This window comes from Vibrio fluminensis (genome assembly GCF_015278125.1).
GTDB classification, from domain to species: domain Bacteria; phylum Pseudomonadota; class Gammaproteobacteria; order Enterobacterales; family Vibrionaceae; genus Vibrio; species Vibrio fluminensis.
This window is the reverse complement of record NZ_JADILO010000004.1, coordinates 147,743-168,869: the sequence shown is the minus strand read 5'-3', so window position 1 is coordinate 168,869 and position 21,127 is coordinate 147,743. Positions and strand designations below refer to the sequence as shown.

At 45.6% G+C, this 21,127-nt stretch carries 22 protein-coding genes; all 22 read left to right on the top strand.

The genetic code is table 11. The annotated features are described in order from the left end of the window. Positions 1-26: 26 nt before the first annotated feature. The 22 genes from flaG (at position 27) to flhB (ending at position 20,998) form a co-directional block, all read left to right on the top strand. Complete coding sequence (gene flaG, locus IRQ95_RS05480) at positions 27-455, top strand: flagellar protein FlaG (RefSeq protein WP_194435995.1); 429 nt, start codon at positions 27-29, stop codon at positions 453-455. Positions 456-476: 21 nt separating this feature from the next. Continuing rightward, positions 477-2,516: a flagellar filament capping protein FliD gene (fliD, locus tag IRQ95_RS05475; protein ID WP_194435994.1), complete on the top strand. Its 2,040-nt coding sequence runs from the start codon at positions 477-479 to the stop codon at positions 2,514-2,516. Further along, positions 2,500-2,823: a flagellar protein FliT gene (locus IRQ95_RS05470; RefSeq protein WP_194435993.1), complete on the top strand. Its 324-nt coding sequence runs from the start codon at positions 2,500-2,502 to the stop codon at positions 2,821-2,823. Before fliD ends, IRQ95_RS05470 begins: the two co-directional genes overlap by 17 nt. Before the next feature lie 12 nt (positions 2,824-2,835). Continuing rightward, entirely contained in the window at positions 2,836-3,246 is a 411-nt protein-coding gene (fliS, locus tag IRQ95_RS05465) for a flagellar export chaperone FliS (RefSeq protein WP_194435992.1), read from the top strand. A 250-nt stretch (positions 3,247-3,496) separates the two neighbouring features. Next, positions 3,497-4,963: a sigma-54 dependent transcriptional regulator gene (locus IRQ95_RS05460; RefSeq protein ID WP_194435991.1), complete on the top strand. Its 1,467-nt coding sequence runs from the start codon at positions 3,497-3,499 to the stop codon at positions 4,961-4,963. Positions 4,964-5,135: 172 nt separating this feature from the next. Beyond that, positions 5,136-6,170, top strand: coding sequence for a sensor histidine kinase (locus IRQ95_RS05455; protein ID WP_194435990.1), 1,035 nt, complete (start codon positions 5,136-5,138; stop codon positions 6,168-6,170). A 1-nt stretch (position 6,171) separates the two neighbouring features. Further along, a complete protein-coding gene (locus IRQ95_RS05450; protein WP_194435989.1) occupies positions 6,172-7,578 on the top strand; it encodes a sigma-54-dependent transcriptional regulator in 1,407 nt (468 codons plus the stop codon). 99 nt (positions 7,579-7,677) lie between these two features. After that, positions 7,678-7,989: a flagellar hook-basal body complex protein FliE gene (gene fliE, locus IRQ95_RS05445; RefSeq protein ID WP_194435988.1), complete on the top strand. Its 312-nt coding sequence runs from the start codon at positions 7,678-7,680 to the stop codon at positions 7,987-7,989. A 14-nt stretch (positions 7,990-8,003) separates the two neighbouring features. Beyond that, on the top strand, positions 8,004-9,749 hold the full coding sequence (gene fliF / locus IRQ95_RS05440) for a flagellar basal-body MS-ring/collar protein FliF (RefSeq protein WP_194435987.1): 1,746 nt from the start codon (positions 8,004-8,006) through the stop codon (positions 9,747-9,749). Then, on the top strand, positions 9,742-10,797 hold the full coding sequence (gene fliG / locus IRQ95_RS05435) for a flagellar motor switch protein FliG (RefSeq protein WP_194435986.1): 1,056 nt from the start codon (positions 9,742-9,744) through the stop codon (positions 10,795-10,797). The genes fliF and fliG overlap by 8 nt, the downstream gene beginning before the upstream one ends. A gap of 26 nt (positions 10,798-10,823) precedes the next feature. Next, complete coding sequence (fliH, locus tag IRQ95_RS05430) at positions 10,824-11,621, top strand: flagellar assembly protein FliH (protein WP_194435985.1); 798 nt, start codon at positions 10,824-10,826, stop codon at positions 11,619-11,621. After that, entirely contained in the window at positions 11,621-12,943 is a 1,323-nt protein-coding gene (gene fliI, locus IRQ95_RS05425) for a flagellar protein export ATPase FliI (RefSeq protein ID WP_194435984.1), read from the top strand. The genes fliH and fliI overlap by 1 nt, the downstream gene beginning before the upstream one ends. A gap of 7 nt (positions 12,944-12,950) precedes the next feature. Next, the gene (gene fliJ / locus IRQ95_RS05420) at positions 12,951-13,397 is read left to right on the top strand and encodes a flagellar export protein FliJ (RefSeq protein ID WP_194435983.1); all 447 of its coding nucleotides are present in this window, start codon (positions 12,951-12,953) and stop codon (positions 13,395-13,397) included. Between the two features lie 186 nt (positions 13,398-13,583). Further along, entirely contained in the window at positions 13,584-15,446 is a 1,863-nt protein-coding gene (locus tag IRQ95_RS05415) for a flagellar hook-length control protein FliK (protein WP_194435982.1), read from the top strand. A 48-nt stretch (positions 15,447-15,494) separates the two neighbouring features. Further along, positions 15,495-15,989: a flagellar basal body-associated protein FliL gene (gene fliL / locus IRQ95_RS05410; protein WP_194435981.1), complete on the top strand. Its 495-nt coding sequence runs from the start codon at positions 15,495-15,497 to the stop codon at positions 15,987-15,989. Positions 15,990-15,997: 8 nt separating this feature from the next. After that, positions 15,998-17,047, top strand: coding sequence for a flagellar motor switch protein FliM (fliM, locus tag IRQ95_RS05405; RefSeq protein ID WP_194435980.1), 1,050 nt, complete (start codon positions 15,998-16,000; stop codon positions 17,045-17,047). Positions 17,048-17,068: 21 nt separating this feature from the next. Then, positions 17,069-17,479, top strand: coding sequence for a flagellar motor switch protein FliN (gene fliN, locus IRQ95_RS05400; protein ID WP_194435979.1), 411 nt, complete (start codon positions 17,069-17,071; stop codon positions 17,477-17,479). A gap of 3 nt (positions 17,480-17,482) precedes the next feature. Then, positions 17,483-17,875 carry a flagellar biosynthetic protein FliO gene (gene fliO / locus IRQ95_RS05395; RefSeq protein WP_194435978.1) on the top strand — a complete coding sequence of 131 codons (393 nt, stop codon included), beginning with the start codon at positions 17,483-17,485 and terminating at the stop codon, positions 17,873-17,875. A gap of 55 nt (positions 17,876-17,930) precedes the next feature. Beyond that, positions 17,931-18,749, top strand: coding sequence for a flagellar type III secretion system pore protein FliP (gene fliP / locus IRQ95_RS05390; protein ID WP_228481298.1), 819 nt, complete (start codon positions 17,931-17,933; stop codon positions 18,747-18,749). Positions 18,750-18,761: 12 nt separating this feature from the next. After that, a complete protein-coding gene (gene fliQ / locus IRQ95_RS05385) occupies positions 18,762-19,031 on the top strand; it encodes a flagellar biosynthesis protein FliQ (protein ID WP_194435976.1) in 270 nt (89 codons plus the stop codon). A 9-nt stretch (positions 19,032-19,040) separates the two neighbouring features. Next, the gene (gene fliR / locus IRQ95_RS05380) at positions 19,041-19,823 is read left to right on the top strand and encodes a flagellar biosynthetic protein FliR (RefSeq protein ID WP_194435975.1); all 783 of its coding nucleotides are present in this window, start codon (positions 19,041-19,043) and stop codon (positions 19,821-19,823) included. A 44-nt stretch (positions 19,824-19,867) separates the two neighbouring features. Continuing rightward, on the top strand, positions 19,868-20,998 hold the full coding sequence (gene flhB, locus IRQ95_RS05375) for a flagellar biosynthesis protein FlhB (RefSeq protein WP_194435974.1): 1,131 nt from the start codon (positions 19,868-19,870) through the stop codon (positions 20,996-20,998). Positions 20,999-21,127: the final 129 nt, after the last annotated feature.

Here is a 21,127-nt window from a genome sequence, read left to right as displayed (position 1 = left end):
GCCTAAGAGGTGGAAGGGAGATTGTAATGGAAATACCATCCTACGCATCGAACATCCAGTCTTATGGCTCACAAAGTGGCACTAAAATTGCTTCTGGGTATGATAAATCGCAAGGAGTTTCCTTACCTTCAGAGAAGGTCGTAGCATCAGAGTTAAACCTGTTGACTTCAAGAGAGGTCGATCAGGCGGCTGAAGTTATGCAACATCATCAGCAGCTTTCTCAGCAAGAGCGCGAAAAAGTGGTAGAACAAATGAATGAATTCATTACCTCTATCAATACTGGTTTGTCGTTTCGCACTGATGAGCAGTCTGGTCGTGATGTGGTGACCATCTATGAAGAAAGCACTGGTGAAATTATTCGTCAGATACCCGACGAGGAAATGCTAGAAGTCTTGCGACGTCTTAGAGAACAAACAGCCCGATATTCATCAGGTTTATTGATCGATAAGGTGTGATCGTATTTTTGAGGTGATTGAATGAGTTTAGGCCCAATAGGGATGAATACTGGCATGGATATCAATGCCATGGTGAGCAAAATTGTTGATGCAGAGCGTGCCCCGAAGCAGCAAAGTATTAATAATCAGCTTAACCAGATTGATTCTAGTATCAGTGCCTATGGTCGGCTCAGAGAGTCGCTGGATACGATGAAAAACTTAATGGCGAGCTTTCGTCAAGAGAAGGCGTTTGCGGCGAGAAAAGTAGAGTCTACGGACGATGCAGTAGTCTCAGCAACCGCCACCACTGAAGCGATTGCAGGTCGTTATGCTGTCGATGTGCTGCAACTTGCGCAAAGCCATAAAATAGCATCCGATGTATTTCCGGAAGATACTAAGTTTGGTGCGGGTAAGTTGCGAGTCGCGGTGGGCAACAAGTCCTTTGTTGTAGAAGTAAAAGAGCACTCCAAGCTAACCGATGTCGTTAGAAGTATAAATGGCGATAAAAGTAACCCTGGAGTGCGAGCTTCTGTCATCAATGACGTTAATGGACCTCGTTTAATTGTGGCGTCTGAACTATCTGGCCAAGAAAATGCAGTTAGCATGACGGTAGATACAGAGCAGCCACAAAACCCACTAAAGAAATTAGAATATAAAACTCTTGAACAGCGTGTAAGGGATTTAGAAAACGCACGTTCAACCGCTCAAGAGCTACTTAATCCTCTAACAGATCAAGAGCAGTTGGTGGCCGATAGAATTGCTCAGCGCAATATTTCGGCGGCAAAAAGTGTCGATCAAGAGATTGCCGACGCCACTAGGCAAGCGGCAACGATTGTCGATCCTAATGCTGCAAAGGATGTCACGCCAACTAACCCGATCTCCAATCAAGCCATCGCTGCAGCGGCAAGTGCCGGACAAGCGGCAAATAAGTACATTAAGCCAGAAGACAGAATTCCTGGTTGGACTGAAACAGCATCTGGCACTTTGCTTGACTCCTATTGGGAGCCTGAACCAGAGCTGGATGCGAAAGCTTTAGAAAAATCGGCAGATGTTCCAGGATGGTCTAATAGCGCGTCAGGTACATTGACGGATTCTTATGTTACGCCTAAAGAAGCGCAACTTGCGCTAGATAAGAAGTTAGCTGCAGAACAAGCGATTGTTGAGGCTGAAAATCAGCAAGAAATTGACAAAATTGATGCTGCTTTGTTGGCGGGTGAGCTCAATGATGAGCAGGCAAAGCAGGCTAAAATGGGGTTACTCCCGCTAGAGCAACGCGATTATATTCAACGGGTTGAGAATGCGCAGCAGGCTCTTAAAGAAGCGCAACGGTCGTTTGATGTTTACAGCGGTATGAGCCAAGTTCAGGCGGCACAAGATTCGAAAGTGTTGTTGGATGGCGTTGCTCAACTTTCCAGCAAAAACAACATCATAGAAAATGCGATTGATGGCGTAGACTTGACGCTAAAAGGCAGAACTCAGCCTGGAAAGCAGGCATCAGAGATTGATATCGAGTATAACCGAGAAGGTGTACGCGAGGATATTGAGCAATTTGTTGCCGCTTATAACCAATTCCATCAGCTTTCTAAAGAGCTGGCAAGTGCTGACCCTACCACTGGACAACGCGGGCCTTTAGCAGGCGACAGTGTGGTGCGCAGTGCTGATTCTCGTTTAAAAGCGGTTTTTTCTTCTGCGATAGAACCCGCACCTGATGACCTCAAATCCCTAACTGAGTTTGGTATTACCACTACGCGTCAAGGTACACTAGAAATCAATTACTCGATGCTTGATCGTCAATTAAACAACAACTTCAATAAGTTGGAAGACTTTTTTGGTGGGAATCAAGGTTTTGCCAAGAAAGTTGAAGACGCTATTCACGGCATCACAGGTGTGCAAGGTTCATTGCGCACTCGAGAGCAGAGTTTGGTTGAACGTAATTATCGAATTCAAGATGATCAGGTGAATCTAGATCGTCGAATGGAAAACCTAGAAAAGCGCACTCATGCCAAATTTAGTGCGATGCAGGATTCCACCAGTAAAATGCAGCAGCAGTTAGCAGGGATGATGAATGCTTTTGGCGGATAGTTTTCAGACAAAGTTGACTAAATTAAGTGATTTAGATCAATTAATTGTTAGTGGACTCAATAGTGACGAGATTAACGCTGAAGAAATTTCGCAGCTGGTCGATAAAAGGGAACATTTATTGCAAAGTGCTTTGCAGCTAATTAGCCAGTCACCAATGTTGGCTCAAGCTGAACAGTGGCGAACCGCCATTAATCAGACAGAACAAGTTGTGCGGTTAATGCAAGAAAAAACTCATATTATTGGTCAATCGTTACACAAATATCGACATGGCAATAAGTCTGTTCAGCAATACAAAAAGTTTTTATAAAAGAGGTATGTTATGCGTGGTTCATTACAGGCTTACAAGAAGGTATCAGTAGATAGCCAACTGAGTGCGGCCTCCCCGCATAAAATTGTTCAGATGCTAATGGCAGGTGCAATTGAGCGCTTAATTCAAGGCAAAGCGGCGATGTTGCAGGGAAATATTCCTGTAAAAGGCGAGCGTTTAGGTAAGGCGTTAGACATTATTATCAGTCTGCGTAGTTGTCTTTCAATGGATGACGGTGGCGATATCGCGCAAAATCTTGATCAATTGTATGAATTTATGATTACACAGATTACTGCGGCAAATCACAAAAATGATCCTCAGCCGATTGATGATGTCATCGATATTATCCGTGAAATCAAATCAGCGTGGGATCAGATCCCGACTGAATACCATAATTTAACGGCAAAGGATGTTGGCATTTAACATTTCGATAACTTATTAGTGTTAATTTTGATATTTTAGAACCAAAGCCTTTGGGTAAACATCACACCGTATAATTGCTTGGTTGCCTTATTTTTTATATCAAATAGAATATAAGCCACTCTAACCCTAGTGGCTTATTTTGTTGCATAAACTTTAGTAGTGACTTCTGCTTAAAAATCACTCTATCAAATGGATGGGATTTTTCTGTTTATGTAACCCGTAGTATTAACAAAGGCAACCATTCTCATCTATGCAAGGTTTAGCAAAATTACTTGTCATTGAAGACGACCCTCAAGCGCAACGCAATCTGGCTTCTATTCTCGACTTTGTAGGTGAGCAATGTGAAGTCATCGACGCTGCACAACTTGATGCGCTTAATTTATCTGGCGTCTGGTCTGGTTGCATTGTCGGCAGCATTCGTAATGCTGAAGAGATGATGAAGCTCAAGAATCAACTTTCCGCGGCTAGCCATATCCCGGTCCTTATCATCAACTCATCTTTCCCTTATCCAGACGATTTAACCAACTACGTTGGTGATTTAGCCTATCCATTGAATTACCCACAATTGAGTGAGGCACTTCGTCATTGTAAGGATTTTCTCGGCCGTAAAGGGGTGAATGTCGTTTCTAGTGAACGAAAGAATACTTTGTTTCGCAGCCTAGTTGGTCAGAGCCACGGTATTAAAGAAGTACGCCATTTGATTGAGCAGGTGTCTTCTACAGAAGCCAATGTGCTGATTTTGGGTGAGTCAGGCACGGGTAAAGAAGTGGTCGCGCGAAATATTCACTATCACTCCTCTCGTCGCGGTGGGCCTTTTGTTCCAATTAACTGTGGCGCGATTCCACCCGATTTATTGGAAAGTGAGCTTTTTGGTCACGAGAAAGGGGCGTTTACAGGGGCTATCACAGCACGAAAAGGGCGCTTTGAATTAGCAGAAGGTGGAACATTATTCTTGGACGAAATCGGTGATATGCCAATGCCGATGCAAGTCAAGTTATTACGAGTGCTGCAAGAGCGCTGTTTTGAGCGTGTTGGCGGTAATAATACGATTCGTGCTGACGTTCGAGTTATTGCTGCAACGCACCGCAATCTTGAAAGCATGATTAATGACAGCTCTTTCAGAGAAGATCTTTACTATCGTCTAAATGTTTTCCCGATTGAAATGCCTGCTTTACGAGAGCGAAAAGAAGACATTCCATTATTATTGCAAGAGTTGATGACGCGTATGGAAGCGGAAGGCGCTCAGCCAATCTGTTTTACCCCTCGAGCGACGAACTCTTTGATGGAACACAACTGGCCGGGTAATGTACGTGAGTTGGCGAATTTGGTTGAGCGAATGATCATCCTTTACCCAAATAGTTTGGTTGATGTGAACCATTTACCAACCAAGTATCGCTACAGTGATATTCCTGAGTTTCAACCAGAGTACAACCCATTTGTCTCGGTTGAAGAGCAAGAACGCGATGCATTACAAAACATTTTTTCTGAAGATTTCTGCGTGGACGAAGTGGATTTCTTTAGTGATGGTGACAACGCACCACAAGCACTGCCTCCAGAAGGGGTTAATCTCAAAGAAATGTTAGCTGATCTTGAAGTTAATATGATTAATCAAGCGCTCGATGCTCAAGGTGGTATCGTTGCTCGAGCTGCTGACATGCTTGGTATGCGTCGCACCACATTAGTTGAAAAAATGCGTAAGTATAATCTGCAGCGATAGTCAGTTTGGTTGCGGATGTATTGGCGTCCTGAGGACAGGACGTGTTAACTGTCAAAAAATCGACTCTGATTTAAGTTATTGAAAAATAAAAGTTAATGGCTTGGCGTGTTTTTTGCATTCCAAGCCATTGTAGTATTTGAGGCAGAATAACGACGAGTAAGTTGGTTGAGAGATGGATAGCCATTTAGGATCTTTAGAAGAACAAGTAGAACGTTACAAGCAGGTACTGGATGTCATGCCCGCTGGGGTTATTCTACTCGATACCCAGGGTGTGGTGCGCGAAGCAAACCCTGAAGCAGAGCGTTTACTCGAAGTTCCATTAGTGGGATATAAATGGTTTGAAGTCATTCAGTGGGCGTTTGCTCCTCGTGAAGACGATGGCCACGAAATCTCTCTACGCAATGGACGAAAAGTGCGTTTGGCCATATCCGCTTCTACCACCGGACAGCTGATTCTCATTACTGATCTTACAGAAACGCGTTTGTTGCAATCGCGGATTAGCGATTTACAGCGCTTGTCTTCTTTAGGCCGAATGGTGGCGTCATTAGCGCATCAGGTACGCACGCCATTATCGAGTGCCATGTTGTATGCGGCTAACCTTAGTGCGCCTAATTTGCCGTCAGCGACGAAAGAGCGTTTTCAAACTAAGTTATTGGATAGATTGCAAGATCTTGAAAAACAAGTGAATGATATGCTGTTGTTTGCCAAAGGTGGTGACAACAAAGTCGTCAAGCCATTTACTATCGCTGAACTGGTTACTGAATTTTCGCCAATGGTTGAGACCGCGCTAAAAAATAACGCGATCGACTTTTGTTTGGAAGTGGAGCAAGAAGAGACTCGACTGCTTGGCAATGCGAATGCTATCGCTTCAGCTCTCAGTAATTTAGTCATGAATGCAATCCAAATTGCGGGAAAGGAATCGCAGATAGATGTGTTTTTCCGTCCGGTGAATAACGAATTAAAGATTTCGGTTCAAGATAGTGGGCCGGGTGTTGCGAAAGAACTACAGCAAAAAATTATGGAGCCTTTCTTTACTACTCGTTCGCAAGGCACAGGCCTTGGACTTGCAGTGGTACAAATGGTGTGTCGTGCCCATGATGGAAGGTTAGAACTTATTTCTGAAGAGGGTGATGGCGCCTGTTTCACGGTATGTATTCCGTTGGAAAGCAACCCATCTCTTGACCAATCAGTAAAGACTGGAGAATAACATGGCTCAAAGCAAGGTACTTATCGTAGAGGACGATGAAGGTCTACGTGAAGCGCTCGTAGATACCTTAGCGCTTGCGGGCTACGAGTGGCTTGAAGCTGATAGTGCGGAAGATGCACTAGTGAAGCTCAAGGCAAATGCAGTCGATATCGTTGTATCAGATGTGCAAATGGCAGGCATGGGTGGTTTAGCTTTACTTCGTAACATCAAGCAGCATTGGCCTAACTTGCCGGTTTTATTGATGACCGCTTATGCCAATATCGAAGATGCCGTTTCTGCAATGAAAGATGGCGCGATAGATTACATGGCAAAACCATTTGCACCCGAAGTATTGCTTAATATGGTCAGCCGCTATGCACCGGTGAAATCTGACGACAATGGTGATGCTGTCGTGGCAGACGAAAAGAGCTTGAAGTTGCTCGCGTTAGCAGAAAAAGTCGCGAAAACAGACGCTAATGTTATGGTGCTAGGCCCTAGCGGATCGGGTAAAGAGGTTATGTCCCGCTACATTCATAATGCCTCAAATCGAAAAGATGGACCATTCGTTGCAATCAACTGTGCTGCAATCCCTGACAACATGTTAGAGGCCACTTTATTTGGTTATGAGAAAGGTGCTTTTACTGGCGCAGTTCAGGCATGTCCGGGTAAATTTGAACAAGCTCAAGGTGGTACCATTTTACTAGATGAGATCAGTGAGATGGACTTAAGTCTGCAAGCTAAGTTACTGCGTGTTTTGCAAGAGCGAGAAGTCGAACGCTTGGGCAGCAGAAAGAGCATTAAACTCGATGTACGTGTATTGGCAACCAGTAACCGCGACCTAAAACAATATGTGCAAGAGGGGAATTTTCGTGAGGACTTATATTATCGTCTGAATGTATTCCCAATCGCGTGGCCTGCACTGTGTGAGCGCAAAGGAGATATCGAGCCGCTAGCGAAACATCTTGTTGAGCGTCATTGCCAAAAACAAGGTTTACCTGTCCCGAGCTTGAATCAAGCTGCTATTGCGAAATTACTTGCTTATCCTTGGCCTGGTAACGTGCGCGAGTTGGATAACGTTGTGCAGCGAGCATTGATACTCTGCGAGAACGGACATATTTCTGCTGAAGATATTCTGTTGGAAGGCTTAGATTGGCAAGACGCGACTAGCTTACAACAAGTTGTGGAAAGTGGAACCGTTGTCGCACCGATGGTTAAGCCTGTCGCCGAAGTCGAGATTCAAGGCGAGTTCTCTAATTATTCTGGTTTAGGAAATGAACTTAGAGATCAAGAGTATGCTATTATCCTTGACACTTTAGTTGAGTGCGGTGGTCGTCGAAAAGAGATGGCTGACAAGCTAGGAATTAGCCCGCGAACCTTGAGATACAAGCTCGCAAAAATGCGTGATGCCGGGATTGATATTCCAAACTAACGTGTTATTTTCGTAAACTATCACCTTGGTGGCATAGCGTTTGCAGTGTCATTATTATAACGGAGTTGGCAGTCAAAGAATTGACTTCATGAGGTAACAATGAGAATAGATGGCTTTAATAGTGAAATGCAGGCTCTAATGCTAGAGGCAACCAATAGTCGCCCAGTCGCTACTGGACAAACTGTTGGTGCTGATTTTAAAGATCTGCTGACCAATGCCATCAACAATGTTAACAGCCTTTCGAAAACGTCTAGCCAACTCCAAACACGCTTCGACCGCGGCGATGAAAACGTGTCGCTGTCTGATGTGATGATTGCACGTAACAAATCAAGCGTTGCGTTTGAGGCAACAATTCAAGTACGCAATAAGCTTGTTGAGTCGTACAAAGAATTGATGAATATGCCAGTTTAATTTAGGTATCGTCAGTGTCTAATCAAAACAAATCAACCGATTTAGCCTTATCAGGTTCCTCGTCAGATGGCGCGCTTGTGGCCCACGATGATCTGGATCTGCAAGGTCAAAATCCCGATCTAGATGAGAAAAGTAGCTCAAAGTTTGATATGGCGGTGGGTGATCTTGACCTTATCCGTCAGGTCGTGCTTGTACTGGCAATCTCTATCTGTGTTGCGCTGATTGTCATGCTGTTTTTCTGGGTAAAAGAGCCAGAAATGCGCCCTCTTGGCGCCTACGAAACAGAAGAACTTATCCCAATCCTCGACCACTTAGATGCTCAGCAACAAGAATATAAGCTTGAAGGCAATACCGTTCTAGTTCCCGTCGGTGAATACAATAACCTTAAACTTAATCTTGCTCGTGCGGGGTTAAACCAAGCAACTGAAGCTGGCGATGATATTCTGCTGCAAGATATGGGGTTTGGCGTTTCACAACGTTTGGAGCTTGAGCGTTTAAAACTCAGCCGTGAACGACAGCTATCCCAAGCTATTGAGGAAATGAAACAAGTTCGACGTGCACGTGTTTTACTTGCATTACCGAAGCAGAGTGTCTTTGTTCGTCACAATCAAGAAGCTTCAGCATCGGTATTTCTTACCTTAAAAACCGGTAATGGACTAAAGCAAGAAGAAGTTGATTCAATTGTTGATATGGTTTCTAGTGCAGTACCGGGCATGAAGCCAAACCGTGTCACTGTGACCGACCAACACGGCCGCTTACTCAGTTCAGGTTCACAAGACGAAGCTTCGATGGCACGCCGTAAAGAGCATGAGCTTGAGCGTAAGCAAGAGTCGGCTCTGCGTGAAAAAATTGATTCAGTACTTATTCCAATTCTTGGCTTCGGCAACTATACCGCTCAAGTAGATATAGAGTTGGACTTTAGCGCCGTAGAGCAAACGCGTAAAAGTTTTGATCCAAATACCCCTGCTACACGCAGTGAGTATACGCTTGAAGACTACAACAACGGCAGTGTTGTTGCTGGTGTACCAGGAGCGTTAAGTAATCAACCGCCAGCAGATGCGTCAATCCCTCAGGACGTTGCGCAGATGAAAGATGGTTCAGTGCTAGGGCAGGGTTCGGTTCATAAAGAAGCGACACGTAACTTTGAGCTCGACACTACCATCAGTCATGAACGTCGCCAAACTGGGGTCGTGAATCGTCAAACTGTGGCAGTGGCGATTAAGAATCGCCCAATCGTCAATCCAGAAACAGGTGCAACGACTTATCAACCGCTATCAGCGACTGAGCTTGACTCTATTCGCCAAGTGCTGGTTGGGGCGGTGGGTTTCAGTCAAGCGCGTGGTGATTTACTTAATGTATTGAGTATGCAATTTGCCGAGCCTCAAGTTGAAACCATTGCTGATGTGCCTATTTGGGAACATCCTAATTTCAATGATTGGATCCGATGGCTTGCGAGTGCCTTGGTTATCATCATCGTGATTTTAGTCCTAGTTCGTCCAGCGATGAAGAAACTGCTCAACCCAGCCGCTGACGAAGATGAACAGATGTATGGTCCCGATGGATTACCGATTGGTGCTGATGGGGAGACCAGTCTGATTGGTGGAGATTTGGATGGTGGCGAGCTGTTCGAGTTTGGCTCAAGCATTGATTTACCAAACCTTCATAAAGATGAAGATGTATTAAAAGCTGTGCGTGCGCTAGTGGCGAATGAGCCGGAGTTAGCGGCACAAGTAGTGAAGAACTGGATGAAAGATGGCTAACGAAATCGTACCTCAAGAGCAAGGCGGTGAAGTTGCAGAAGCAACGGTGGATATCTCAACGATTCCAGGAGAAGAGCGCGCCGCTATCTTGCTATTGAGTCTTAATGAAGAAGATGCCGCAGGTATTATTCGCCATTTAGAACCTAAGCAGGTGCAGCGAGTTGGTAGTGCGATGGCTCGAGCTGCTGATTTGAGCCAAGATAAAGTGGGCGCTGTGCATCGTGCATTTCTGGAAGATATTCAGAAATATACCAACATCGGTATGGGCAGCGAAGACTTTATGCGTAACACCTTAGTTGCTGCATTAGGTGAAGATAAAGCGAACAACTTGGTTGACCAAATCTTATTGGGTACAGGGTCGAAAGGTCTTGATTCATTGAAATGGATGGATCCACGTCAAGTGGCGAGCATCATTATCAACGAGCACCCGCAGATTCAAACCATCGTTTTGTCATACCTAGAACCTGATCAGTCGGCGGAAATCCTGTCACAGTTTGCAGAACGTGATCGTCTCGACTTGATGATGCGTATCGCCAACCTTGAAGAAGTGCAGCCGTCTGCATTGGCTGAACTGAACGAAATTATGGAGAAACAGTTTGCTGGTCAAGCGGGTGCGCAAGCTGCCAAGATTGGTGGCCTGAAGGCTGCAGCCGAGATCATGAACTATATGGACAACAATATCGAAGGCGTCTTGATGGAGCAGATTCGCGATCAAGACGAAGATATGGCAACTCAAATCCAAGATCTGATGTTTGTCTTTGAAAACCTTATTGAAGTTGATGATCAAGGAATTCAAAAGCTGCTGCGTGATGTACCACAAGATGTTCTTCAGCGTGCGCTCAAAGGGGCTGATGATGGTCTACGAGACAAGATCTTCAAGAACATGTCTAAGCGTGCTGCTGAGATGATGCGCGATGATCTGGAAGCCATGGCTCCGATTAAAGTTTCTGATGTAGAGACGGCACAAAAAGAAGTGCTGGCGATTGCACGCCGTATGGCTGATGCTGGTGAGCTAATGCTATCTGGCGGTGCAGACGAGTTCTTATAATTTTTGCTCTAGCAAGGTGATTTAGTATGTCCGGTGAGAGAAAACGTGGATTCTTGCGTCTCGATGACGACCAACAGGTTGAGAAAGCGCAGAGATGGGGCTTGCCTGATTATACGCCGGAACATTCTCAAGCACGTGAAACTGCGCTGAATTATGACCCAAGTTGGATGCCAAGTTTTTCAGAACCTGAAGAAGAGGCTCCGGCTGAATTGACCCAAGAAGAAGTTGAACTGATCAAGCAGCAAGCTTATCAAGAAGGCTTACATCAAGGGCAAGAAGCGGGTTTTAAGCAAGGTTATGACAAGGGAAAAGAACAGGGTTTAGAGCAAGGTCATCAAGAAGGCTTAGAAGCTGGAAAACTTGAAGGTGTTGTGGCCGGGCAAGAGTTTATTCAGCAGCAAGTTGAAACCTTTATCAGCTTGGCGAATCAGTTTGCTCAACCGCTTGAGTTAATGAACGCCCAGGTAGAAAAACAGCTGGTGGATATGGTTCTTACCTTAGTTAAAGAGGTTGTGCATGTCGAAGTTCAGACCAATCCTCAAGTTATCCTTGATACCATCAAGCAATCTGTCGAAGCGTTACCGATTTCTGGACATGGTATCACGTTAAAATTGCACCCAGAAGACGTGGAAATTATTCGTTCTTCCTATGGTGAGGAGTCGCTAGAGTTCCGTAATTGGACTTTGGTGGCTGAGCCGGCGCTTAACCGAGGTGACGTACAAATTGAAGCGGGAGAGTCGAGCGTTAATTACCGGATGGAAGAACGTATTCGCAACGTGCTCAAAAGCTTTTGCGGCGTCAATCGCCATCAAGGCGGTGAGTAGTGTTAGCGTTAGCTGAACGTCTTTCCCAATACAAAACCCAGGGTCTGACTTGTCGGCCTGTTGCATCGGGGAAGTTGGTCCGCGTAGTCGGTTTAACTCTTGAAGCGACAGGTTGTCGTGCACCTATCGGTAGCCTGTGTAAAGTTGAAACCATGCATGGTGAGATGGAAGCAGAGGTCGTCGGCTTCTCCGGTGACAATCTTTTTTTGATGCCTAGTGAACAGATCACGGGTGTATTACCAGGTGCGAAAGTTACGCCTTTAACCAGTGAAGCTGGCCTAGCGGTTGGTATGGAGCTTCTGGGGCGAGTTATTGATGGTGTCGGTAATCCTCTCGATGGCTTAGGCCCTATTTATACAGAAAAACGCGCTTCTTTTAATGCTGAGCCTATTAATCCCTTATCCAGAAAACCAATTAGTGAACCACTCGATGTTGGCTTAAAAGCGATCAATGGCTTACTGACTGTCGGCAAGGGCCAACGTATAGGGCTATTTGCCGGTTCTGGTGTAGGTAAATCGGTCACGCTTGGTATGATGACGCGAGGTACCACTGCCCAAGTCGTTGTGGTTGGTTTGATCGGTGAGCGTGGACGAGAAGTTAAAGAATTTATTGAAGAAATTCTCGGTGTCGATGGCCGCCAGCGCGCGGTAGTGGTTGCAGCGCCAGCGGATGCTTCGCCATTAATGCGTCTTAAAGGGTGTCAAACTGCGCTGACTATCGCTGAGTATTTCCGTGACCAAGGCTTAGATGTTCTGCTGCTAATGGACTCACTAACACGTTTTGCTCAAGCTCAGCGTGAAATTGCCTTATCGGTTGGTGAACCGCCAGCAACGAAAGGCTACCCGCCATCAGTCTTCGCCAAACTTCCTGCTTTGGTGGAGCGAGCGGGCAATGGTAGCCCTGAGCAGGGTTCGATCACCGCATTTTTTACCGTGCTAACCGAAGGTGATGATCTGCAAGATCCTATTGCGGACGCATCGCGTGCGATTTTAGATGGTCATATAGTGCTATCTCGTGAAATGGCTGATGCTGGCCATTACCCAGCGATCGATGTGGAAAAATCGGTTAGCCGTGTCATGCCACAGATTACCTCTGAAGAACATGTATTGCTGTCGAAAGCAGTACGCCAAGTGTTGTCGCTATGCCGTAAGAATCAAGATTTAGTCTCGATTGGTGCTTATAAGCCAGGTACTGATCCTGCCATTGATGCTGCGTTTACTCTCAAACCTAAGTTAGATGCTTATCTCCAACAAGGAATGAAAGAGAGTGTGCCATATGAGATGTGCGTGAATATGCTTAATCGTTTGATAAGAGGCGAGTAGCTAGCTTATGAATAATGCGCTCGAGTTTTTACTTGAACAAGCAAAAGAGCGAGAGAACCAAGCGGTATTGGCTTTAGGTAAAGCTCGCTCTGAGCTAGACGGATACTATCAGCAGTTAGATCAGATCGAAAAATACCGCTTAGACTACTGTCAGCAATTAGTTGATCGTGGTAAGCAAGGGCTTACCGCGAGTCAATATACTCATTTAAATCGTTTTTTAACCACTTTAGACAATACGCTCAGTAAGCAAAAACAAGCTGAATTTCACTTTAAAGATCAAGTCGAAAACTGCGAACGCCATTGGTTAGAATGCCGCAAACAACGCTCTTCATACGAATGGCTTATTGATAAAAAACAGGCAGAGAAACAACGGTTAGAGAATATTCGCGAGCAAAAGCAAATGGATGAATTCTCGACCTTACAGTTTGCACGCCTAAATGCTAAACGTCTTTAGTCAGGCTGGCTGAGTTATTCTCTTCAAATTTTGGCGTGATTTTTGCTTTTACCTTAGTTAGTGGGTGTTTCTTTTTTGCTCAATATCGGTTTTTCAGTGTGGTGAAAGTGACCGTCTCAGTAATGTCGATTACCCATGTCAATATCACTCTAAGTAAATCAGTCAGTTAATAGCGAGCTAGCGTCTATGAATGTCAATTTAACATCCGTGACAGAATCCACCAAACTCAGTAAGGGAGTCAGTGAAATGACGACCTCAGCGGATGAGGCCTCTGAAGCGGAGGGCTTTTTCGCCAAGTTAACGGCGATGTTAAAGGGTGACAGTAAACCAGCAGAAGAACAGGTTGTTACTTCTGACGCTAGTGAAGCCACTTCTCAGGACGAAAGCGCTGATGTCATGCTAGAAGCAGGACAAGAGGCTGAGTCAGAGACGATAAATGAGTCGTCTACCGCGGATTCAACGCAAGCATTGAATGAGCAAAGTGTTACGACTGATGACGGGCAAGAAGTGGCATCAGAAGAAGAAATTCCGCAACAGCTGGAAAGGTTTATTGAAAAACCAACGGACGACAACTCAGCATCTTCAACCGTTGAAGCAACCGTCGCCGAAAGTGAAGCATTACTTGAGCGCCTAGAGCAAGCTAACCAAGCATTGCGAGCTCAAGACGGCAATAGTTTGCCTCCGCAAGATGCGCAACAAGTTAGTAATGCTAAGGCTCAGCCACTGGTTGCGGCTGATTTGACGAGTGAATTGTCTCAAGATGACCTGACGCAGGAAAAGTTGGTAAACCAAGAAGGGGTGAAAACGCCTCTCTCCGATTCAGCTGATTTGGCAGAAGTTAACAGTGATGATGCATTATTATCTGAGAAAGCGATTAATGAGGCTCAGTTAGCGCAAAATTCTTCTTCTAGTGCCGTCGATAGGGCGCAAGTGGAACTGACAGCAAACAATCAAGATTCCCAATCATTGACCGAAAAAGCGTCGATGGATACAAGTCAAATATTGCTTGCGGAGAGCGCGACGCCAACCAGTGCTCAAGCTGAGTTGAGTCAAACTATGTTGCAAACGGTGAATGAAAACAGCGAGCAATCAGTAGACGTGATTGAAGATGCCACGCCAGCGATTGCATGGGCGAGCACCTCAACAACACCAGTTACGGATGGCGAGATGGTTGTCGATGATATCGGCAAAGTGAGTTTGGCGGATCACTCTCAGGCGAAGATGGCACATAAGCTAACGGCCGCGGAGTTACAAGCTCAAAGTGCAACGAGTGCTCAGCAATTAAACTCAAGTACTCATTCTGTATTGTCAACCGGCCACCAAGCCGCGGCTATGAATGCAGCAGCCTCAACTTTAACGCCAACGACACCAATGGATCTGTCGGTGGCGCAGCAAATCCCGAGCAATATTGCAACGGGCGCGAAACCAGAACAAATGGCATTACAAGCTAGCTTAGGCGCCAAAGCGGCGGCAACGATAGGCAAACTTGGGCAAAATGGTGAGGCCACTAATGGTGGTGAGTCTTCATTTGCACAACAACTAAGTCAAGTTGCGGGGCAAACTGGTCTCAATCAAACGGCGAGATTAGAGCAGGCTGCACAAGCACAACCTTCATTGCAACTTAACCGTGAAATGGCAGGTGAACAAGTTGCTGAACGAATTCAGATGATGATGTCGAAGAACCTTAAGAACATCGACATCCGTCTTGACCCACCGGAGTTGGGGCGTATGCAGATCCGCATGAATATGAATGGGGATAATGCTAGCGTTCATTTTACGGTAGCAAACTCGCAAGCGAGAGACATTGTCGAACAGGCGATGCCTAGGCTAAGAGAGATGTTAGCGCAGCAAGGTATGCAGCTAAGTGATTCTTCTGTTCAACAACAGGCTTCAGGCCAGCAGCAAAGTCGTTATACCAATGGCAATGATACTGGAAATGGTCAAGGTAGCAGCAATCAGCACTTTGACGGGCAAGAAAACCTTGAAGCGGACGTCAAACTTGATTTGAATGTGGCATCAAAGCGTGATGGAATCAGTTATTACGCTTAGACTATGCCTTTAGATTTAATGGATTGATTGGTTAGAGAAATTTGGATTATGGCAGAAGAAATTACAAGTGAAGCACCCAAAGGTAAAGGTAAGCTGATCATTATTGCTGTTGCTGTTTTAGTATTGCTGATTGGTGGTGGGGCTGCCGCTTTCTTTTTAATGGGCTCCAGTGCAGAAGAGAGCGCCATGACGGCCGCTCCGCAGGCAGCGGTGAACCCAGAAATGCCGGTTTCTTATGTCAGTATTCCTCAGCCATTTCTGTTTAATGTTACTGGTGATAAGAAAGACCGATTAGTGCAGATCAGTGTGCAGTTGATGGTGCGAGGTATCGATAATGAAAACCTTGCTCGTTACCATTCGCCGCTGATTGAAAGCTCACTATTAGCGACATTTGCTTCGGCAACGGTAGAGCAGCTTCGCAGCGCCAATGGGCGAGTGGAACTGCGTCAGAAAGCGACCGAAGATATTAAAGCGAGTTTAAATAGCGCAGTAGGACAGCCTGTCATTGAGCGAGTGCTGTTTACTGATTTTGTTATTCAGTAGGAATTAGTGTGACCGATTTATTAAGCCAAGACGAAATTGATGCGTTACTGCATGGTGTAGATGACGTTGATGATGTCGATGATGAAGAGGTCGTCGGTGGTCGTGATGCAATAGACTTCGATTTCTCATCACAAGACCGAATTGTTCGTGGCCGAATGCCAACGCTTGAGCTTATTAACGAGCGTTTTGCCCGGCATATGCGCATCAGCCTGTTTAATATGCTGCGAAAAACGGCAGAAGTGTCGATTAACGGCGTACAGATGATGAAGTTCGGTGAATATCAGAACACCTTATATGTGCCAACCAGTTTGAACATGGTTCGATTCAGACCGCTAAAAGGTACGGCGTTGATCACCATGGAAGCGCGTTTGGTGTTTATTTTGGTGGAAAACTTCTTTGGTGGTGATGGTCGATTCCATGCACGTATTGAAGGACGAGAGTTTACCCCGACTGAGCGCCGCATCATTCAGCTACTGTTAAAAATTGTTTTTGAAGACTACAAAGAAGCTTGGTCGCCAGTGATGGGGGTTGAGTTTGAATACCTCGATTCTGAGGTTAACCCAAGCATGGCCAATATTGTTAGCCCGACGGAAGTGATCGTGGTGAGCTCGTTCCACATCGAAGTAGACGGCGGTGGTGGTGACTTCCATATGGTGATGCCATATTCGATGGTGGAACCTATTCGTGAACTGCTTGATGCCGGTGTGCAATCGGACAAAATGGAGACGGATGTTCGTTGGAGCTCTGCTCTGCGTGAAGAGATTATGGATGTGCCCGTTAATTTCCGTGTTGATCTACTGGAAAAAGACATTTCTTTGCGTGACTTAATGGAGTTGCAACCAGGCGATATTATCCCGATCGACATGCCAGAACATGCGGTGATGTTTGTTGAAGAACTGCCAACGTATCGCGTAAAAATGGGACGTTCGGGTGAGAAGCTAGCAGTACAAGTTTCAGAAAAAATTAGACGCCCAGATGTGGTGAAGACTGACATTGCTTTCCTCGGTAAAGATGTAATTTCCGAGTTAGAGAGTGATGACGGTGAAATTGAAGATTAAGCGATTAAATAGGTATTAGGTATGGAACCAAGTGACGATCAAAAACTGGCCGACGAGTGGGCGGCTGCGTTAGGTGAAGATCCGAGTGCGCCGAGCATCGACGTCGATGAAGTGATGGCAGCACAGCTAGATGAGTTGCAAGATACCTCAGCGCCAATTTCTGAAGATGAGCGTCGAAAACTCGATACAATTTTAGATATTCCTGTGACCATTTCTATGGAAGTAGGACGTTCTCAAATCAGCATTCGTAACCTATTGCAACTCAACCAAGGCTCGGTCGTTGAGCTTGAACGACTTGCTGGTGAATCGCTTGATGTATTGGTCAACGGCACCCTTATTGCTCATGGTGAAGTGGTGGTGGTGAATGATAAATTTGGTATACGTTTGACTGACGTAATCAGCCAAACCGAGCGAATCAAGAAACTTAGGTAGCCTATGAAGCCGAATATATTGTGGCTACTGGTGTTATCTCCTACTGCAATGGCGGCGCCTTCATCGCCGTCTCGCCAGCTTGACTGGGCGACCACTTTTGGGTCGCTCTTGTTCGTTATAGCCCTGATTTTGTTTTTGGCTTGGGTGCTTAAGCGAATGCGCGTGCCTTCCATTGCGAATCAGAAAGGACTCAGTGTCATCCGTCAGATTGCAGTAGGAACACGTGAACGAGTGGCAATTATCCAAGCAGGAGAAGAGCAGTTTCTTGTTGGGATCACACCACAATCTATCCAATTGATCTCCAAACTGGAAAAACCTTTGTCTCAGGAGGAGCTGGCAGCCAGTCCATTTGCGCATCAACTGACTCAGCTCATGAAAAAGAATGATAAGAAATAATCGCTCAGTGGCCAGTTATTTGTCGGCAATGCTGTTAACTTTGATGCTAACAATGATGTCGGTATTTACCTATGCGTCAGAAGAGTTAGATACACCGGTTAATGGCAATGTGGCATCAAGTTCAGTCACCGCTTCGGCTATGGAGCGTGAGCAAGGTGCCGCTAAATCGATTTCCACAGGGACCATCACGGGTGCTGGTGGCGGTATCCCGGCTTTTACTGTGACAACCAATAGTAATGGTACTGAAGACTACTCGATTAACCTGCAAATATTAGCGTTAATGACCATGCTCGGCTTTTTGCCTGCCATGGTTATATTGATGACATCATTTACCCGAATCGTAGTCGTCATGTCGATTTTGCGTCAGGCTATGGGTTTGCAGCAGACTCCATCGAACCAAGTTATTATCGGTATCGCGATGTTCTTAACCTTCTTTATCATGTCTCCAGTGATCAGCAAGGTGAATGATACGGCTATTCAGCCTTATATTAATGAACAAATATCTGCGCGAGACGCCTTTGACTTGGCGCAAATCCCGATGAGGGATTTCATGCTCAAGCAAACGCGAGTTAAGGATTTAGAAACCTTCGTGAATATTTCTGGTTCAACGGCAACCAGTCCAGAAGAGGTTTCAATGGCGGTATTGATCCCTGCATTTATTACTTCTGAGCTCAAAACTGCTTTCCAAATAGGCTTTATGCTGTTCTTGCCTTTTTTGATTATCGATTTGGTGGTGGCTTCGGTTTTGATGGCTATGGGTATGATGATGCTGTCGCCGATGATTGTTTCTTTGCCATTTAAGTTGATGCTGTTTGTGTTAGTTGATGGGTGGAACTTGATTCTCTCCACACTGGCCGGCAGTTTTGCCTTGTAGCGGGAGAAAATTATGACTCCTGAAATGTTTGTTGAACTGTTCCGTGACGCACTTTGGATGGTACTTATCATGGTGTGCGCGATTGTTATTCCCAGTCTATTGATTGGTTTGATCGTGGCGATTTTCCAAGCCGCCACTTCGATCAACGAACAGACCTTGAGCTTTTTGCCTCGTTTGGTGGTGACATTGCTCGCGTTGATGTTCTTTGGCCATATGATGACACAAATGATGACTGAGTATTTCTACTCCATCATAGAACGTCTGCCTCAAGTACTCTATTAGGCGAGTAGCATGGAATACCCAGCAGAGGTCGTTCTTGATTGGATTGCCAATTATTTTTGGCCCTATACTCGCATTGCCGCAATGCTTATGGTGATGTCGGTCACCGGTGCGCGTTTTGTCCCCACTCGGATTCGTCTGTATCTGGGCTTGGCGATTACTTTTGCGGTTATGCCCGCAATACCAAAGGTGCCGGAAAGCATAGAGTTACTCTCTTTTGAGGGCTTCATGGTGCTGTTTGAACAAATCGTGATCGGTATTGCCATGGGCACCGTTACCCAATTTATGATTCAGATTTTTGTCATCTTAGGTCAGATTTTGGGTATGCAGTCGAGTTTGGGTTTTGCCTCAATGGTCGATCCGGCAAACGGACAGAACACCCCCTTGCTTGGTCAGCTATTTATGTTCCTGGCAACGCTGTTTTTCTTAGCTACTGATGGTCACCTTAAAATGTTGATGCTGGTGGTGATGAGTTTTAAATCTTTGCCGATTGGAGTGGGCTCATTAACTGCGGTTGATTTTCGTGAGTTGGCATTGTGGCTTGGGACCATGTTTCAGTTTGCACTGAGTATGTCGTTATCCGGCATTATCGCACTGTTAACGATTAACTTGTCATTTGGTGTGATGACTCGTGCAGCGCCTCAATTAAACATTTTCTCGCTTGGTTTCGCTTTTGCGTTGATCGTCGGTTTGCTGTTGTGTTGGTATATTGTCGGCGGCTTATTTACGCACTATGAATTGATCTGGCTAGAAGGTGAACAGCAGATTTGTCGTTTTATTCGTTTGGATTGTTAGTCCAAACCTTTGGTTAGTCCTAAACCGATAGACAGGAGACTGATTTGGCAGAATCAGACGGTCAAGAACGTACCGAAGACGCCACGCCCAAACGCTTGCAACAGGCTCGAGAAAAAGGGCAGGTTGCAAGGTCAAAAGAGTTAGCGTCGGTATCGGTATTAGTGGTGGGTTCTATCGCCTTGATGTGGTTTGGCGAGGGGTTAGCGTATGCGCTCTACCGTATTATGCAGCGACTGTTCGATCTTTCCCGCGAAGAGATTTTCGACCAAACGAAACTGTTTGATATTGCCTTAGGTTCGATGGGCGCGCTGATCCTGCCATTGTTGCTGATCCTATTGGTGCTGTTTATTGCTGCATTAGTTGGTGCTGCTGGAGTTGGTGGCGTGAACTTTTCAGCTGAAGCAGCGATGCCAAAATTGTCGAAGATGAACCCGCTAAGTGGCTTAAAACGTATGGTTGGCATGCAGAGCTGGGTCGAGTTGATTAAGTCTATTCTTAAGGTTACGCTCGTCTCAGGTATGGCGTTTTATCTAATTAATGCCGCCAAAGAAGATCTGTTCCAGCTTAGTTTGGATGTCTTTCCGCAAAACATTTTCCATGCCTTAGATATCCTGCTTAATTTCATTTTGCTTATCAGTTGCTCATTACTGATCGTGGTGGCGATCGATATACCTTTCCAGATCTGGCAACACGCTGATCAGCTTAAAATGACTAAGCAGGAAGTGAAGGATGAGTACAAAGAGACTGAAGGTAAGCCGGAAGTAAAAGGTCGTATTCGTATGTTGCAACGTGAAGCCGCGCAACGACGTATGATGGCAGAAGTACCGCAAGCCGACGTAATTATTACCAACCCGGAGCACTTCTCCGTGGCACTGCGTTATGATCAAAGTAAAGATCGCGCCCCTGTCGTTATCGCAAAAGGGGTTGATCACATGGCGATGAAAATTCGGGAAGTGGCAAGAGAACACAATATTTATATCGTGCCCGCACCACCACTGGCTCGTTCGCTCTATCACTCGACTGAGCTTGAGCAAGAGATCCCTGATGGTCTATTTACCGCTGTTGCTCAAGTGCTGGCTTACGTATTCCAGCTCAAACAGTACCGTAGAAAGGGCGGTCAGCGTCCTAATCTAAAAACATCAGAGCTACCGATCCCGCCCGATTTGAGACAATAACCGTATAGATAACGGACTCGGGAACGCATTCGCTGACTGAACGCTCGGCTACACCTCGCTTACGGAATGAATCTCAACACACTTGCTTAGCAAACAAGACCGGGCAAAATTATCCGTTATCCGTTATCC

Coding starts and splice junctions, on each gene's coding strand:
- fliG (WP_194435986.1), top strand. CDS start 9,742: ATGGCTAACGAAATCGTACCTCAAGAGCAAGGCGGTGAAGTTGCAGAA.
- IRQ95_RS05450 (WP_194435989.1), top strand. CDS start 6,172: ATGGCTCAAAGCAAGGTACTTATCGTAGAGGACGATGAAGGTCTACGT.
- fliQ (WP_194435976.1), top strand. CDS start 18,762: ATGACTCCTGAAATGTTTGTTGAACTGTTCCGTGACGCACTTTGGATG.
- fliL (WP_194435981.1), top strand. CDS start 15,495: ATGGCAGAAGAAATTACAAGTGAAGCACCCAAAGGTAAAGGTAAGCTG.
- fliH (WP_194435985.1), top strand. CDS start 10,824: ATGTCCGGTGAGAGAAAACGTGGATTCTTGCGTCTCGATGACGACCAA.
- fliD (WP_194435994.1), top strand. CDS start 477: ATGAGTTTAGGCCCAATAGGGATGAATACTGGCATGGATATCAATGCC.
- fliS (WP_194435992.1), top strand. CDS start 2,836: ATGCGTGGTTCATTACAGGCTTACAAGAAGGTATCAGTAGATAGCCAA.
- fliP (WP_228481298.1), top strand. CDS start 17,931: ATGTCGGTATTTACCTATGCGTCAGAAGAGTTAGATACACCGGTTAAT.
- fliJ (WP_194435983.1), top strand. CDS start 12,951: ATGAATAATGCGCTCGAGTTTTTACTTGAACAAGCAAAAGAGCGAGAG.
- fliE (WP_194435988.1), top strand. CDS start 7,678: ATGAGAATAGATGGCTTTAATAGTGAAATGCAGGCTCTAATGCTAGAG.
- IRQ95_RS05470 (WP_194435993.1), top strand. CDS start 2,500: ATGCTTTTGGCGGATAGTTTTCAGACAAAGTTGACTAAATTAAGTGAT.
- flaG (WP_194435995.1), top strand. CDS start 27: ATGGAAATACCATCCTACGCATCGAACATCCAGTCTTATGGCTCACAA.
- IRQ95_RS05460 (WP_194435991.1), top strand. CDS start 3,497: ATGCAAGGTTTAGCAAAATTACTTGTCATTGAAGACGACCCTCAAGCG.
- fliN (WP_194435979.1), top strand. CDS start 17,069: ATGGAACCAAGTGACGATCAAAAACTGGCCGACGAGTGGGCGGCTGCG.
- fliO (WP_194435978.1), top strand. CDS start 17,483: ATGAAGCCGAATATATTGTGGCTACTGGTGTTATCTCCTACTGCAATG.
- fliR (WP_194435975.1), top strand. CDS start 19,041: ATGGAATACCCAGCAGAGGTCGTTCTTGATTGGATTGCCAATTATTTT.
- IRQ95_RS05415 (WP_194435982.1), top strand. CDS start 13,584: ATGAATGTCAATTTAACATCCGTGACAGAATCCACCAAACTCAGTAAG.
- IRQ95_RS05455 (WP_194435990.1), top strand. CDS start 5,136: ATGGATAGCCATTTAGGATCTTTAGAAGAACAAGTAGAACGTTACAAG.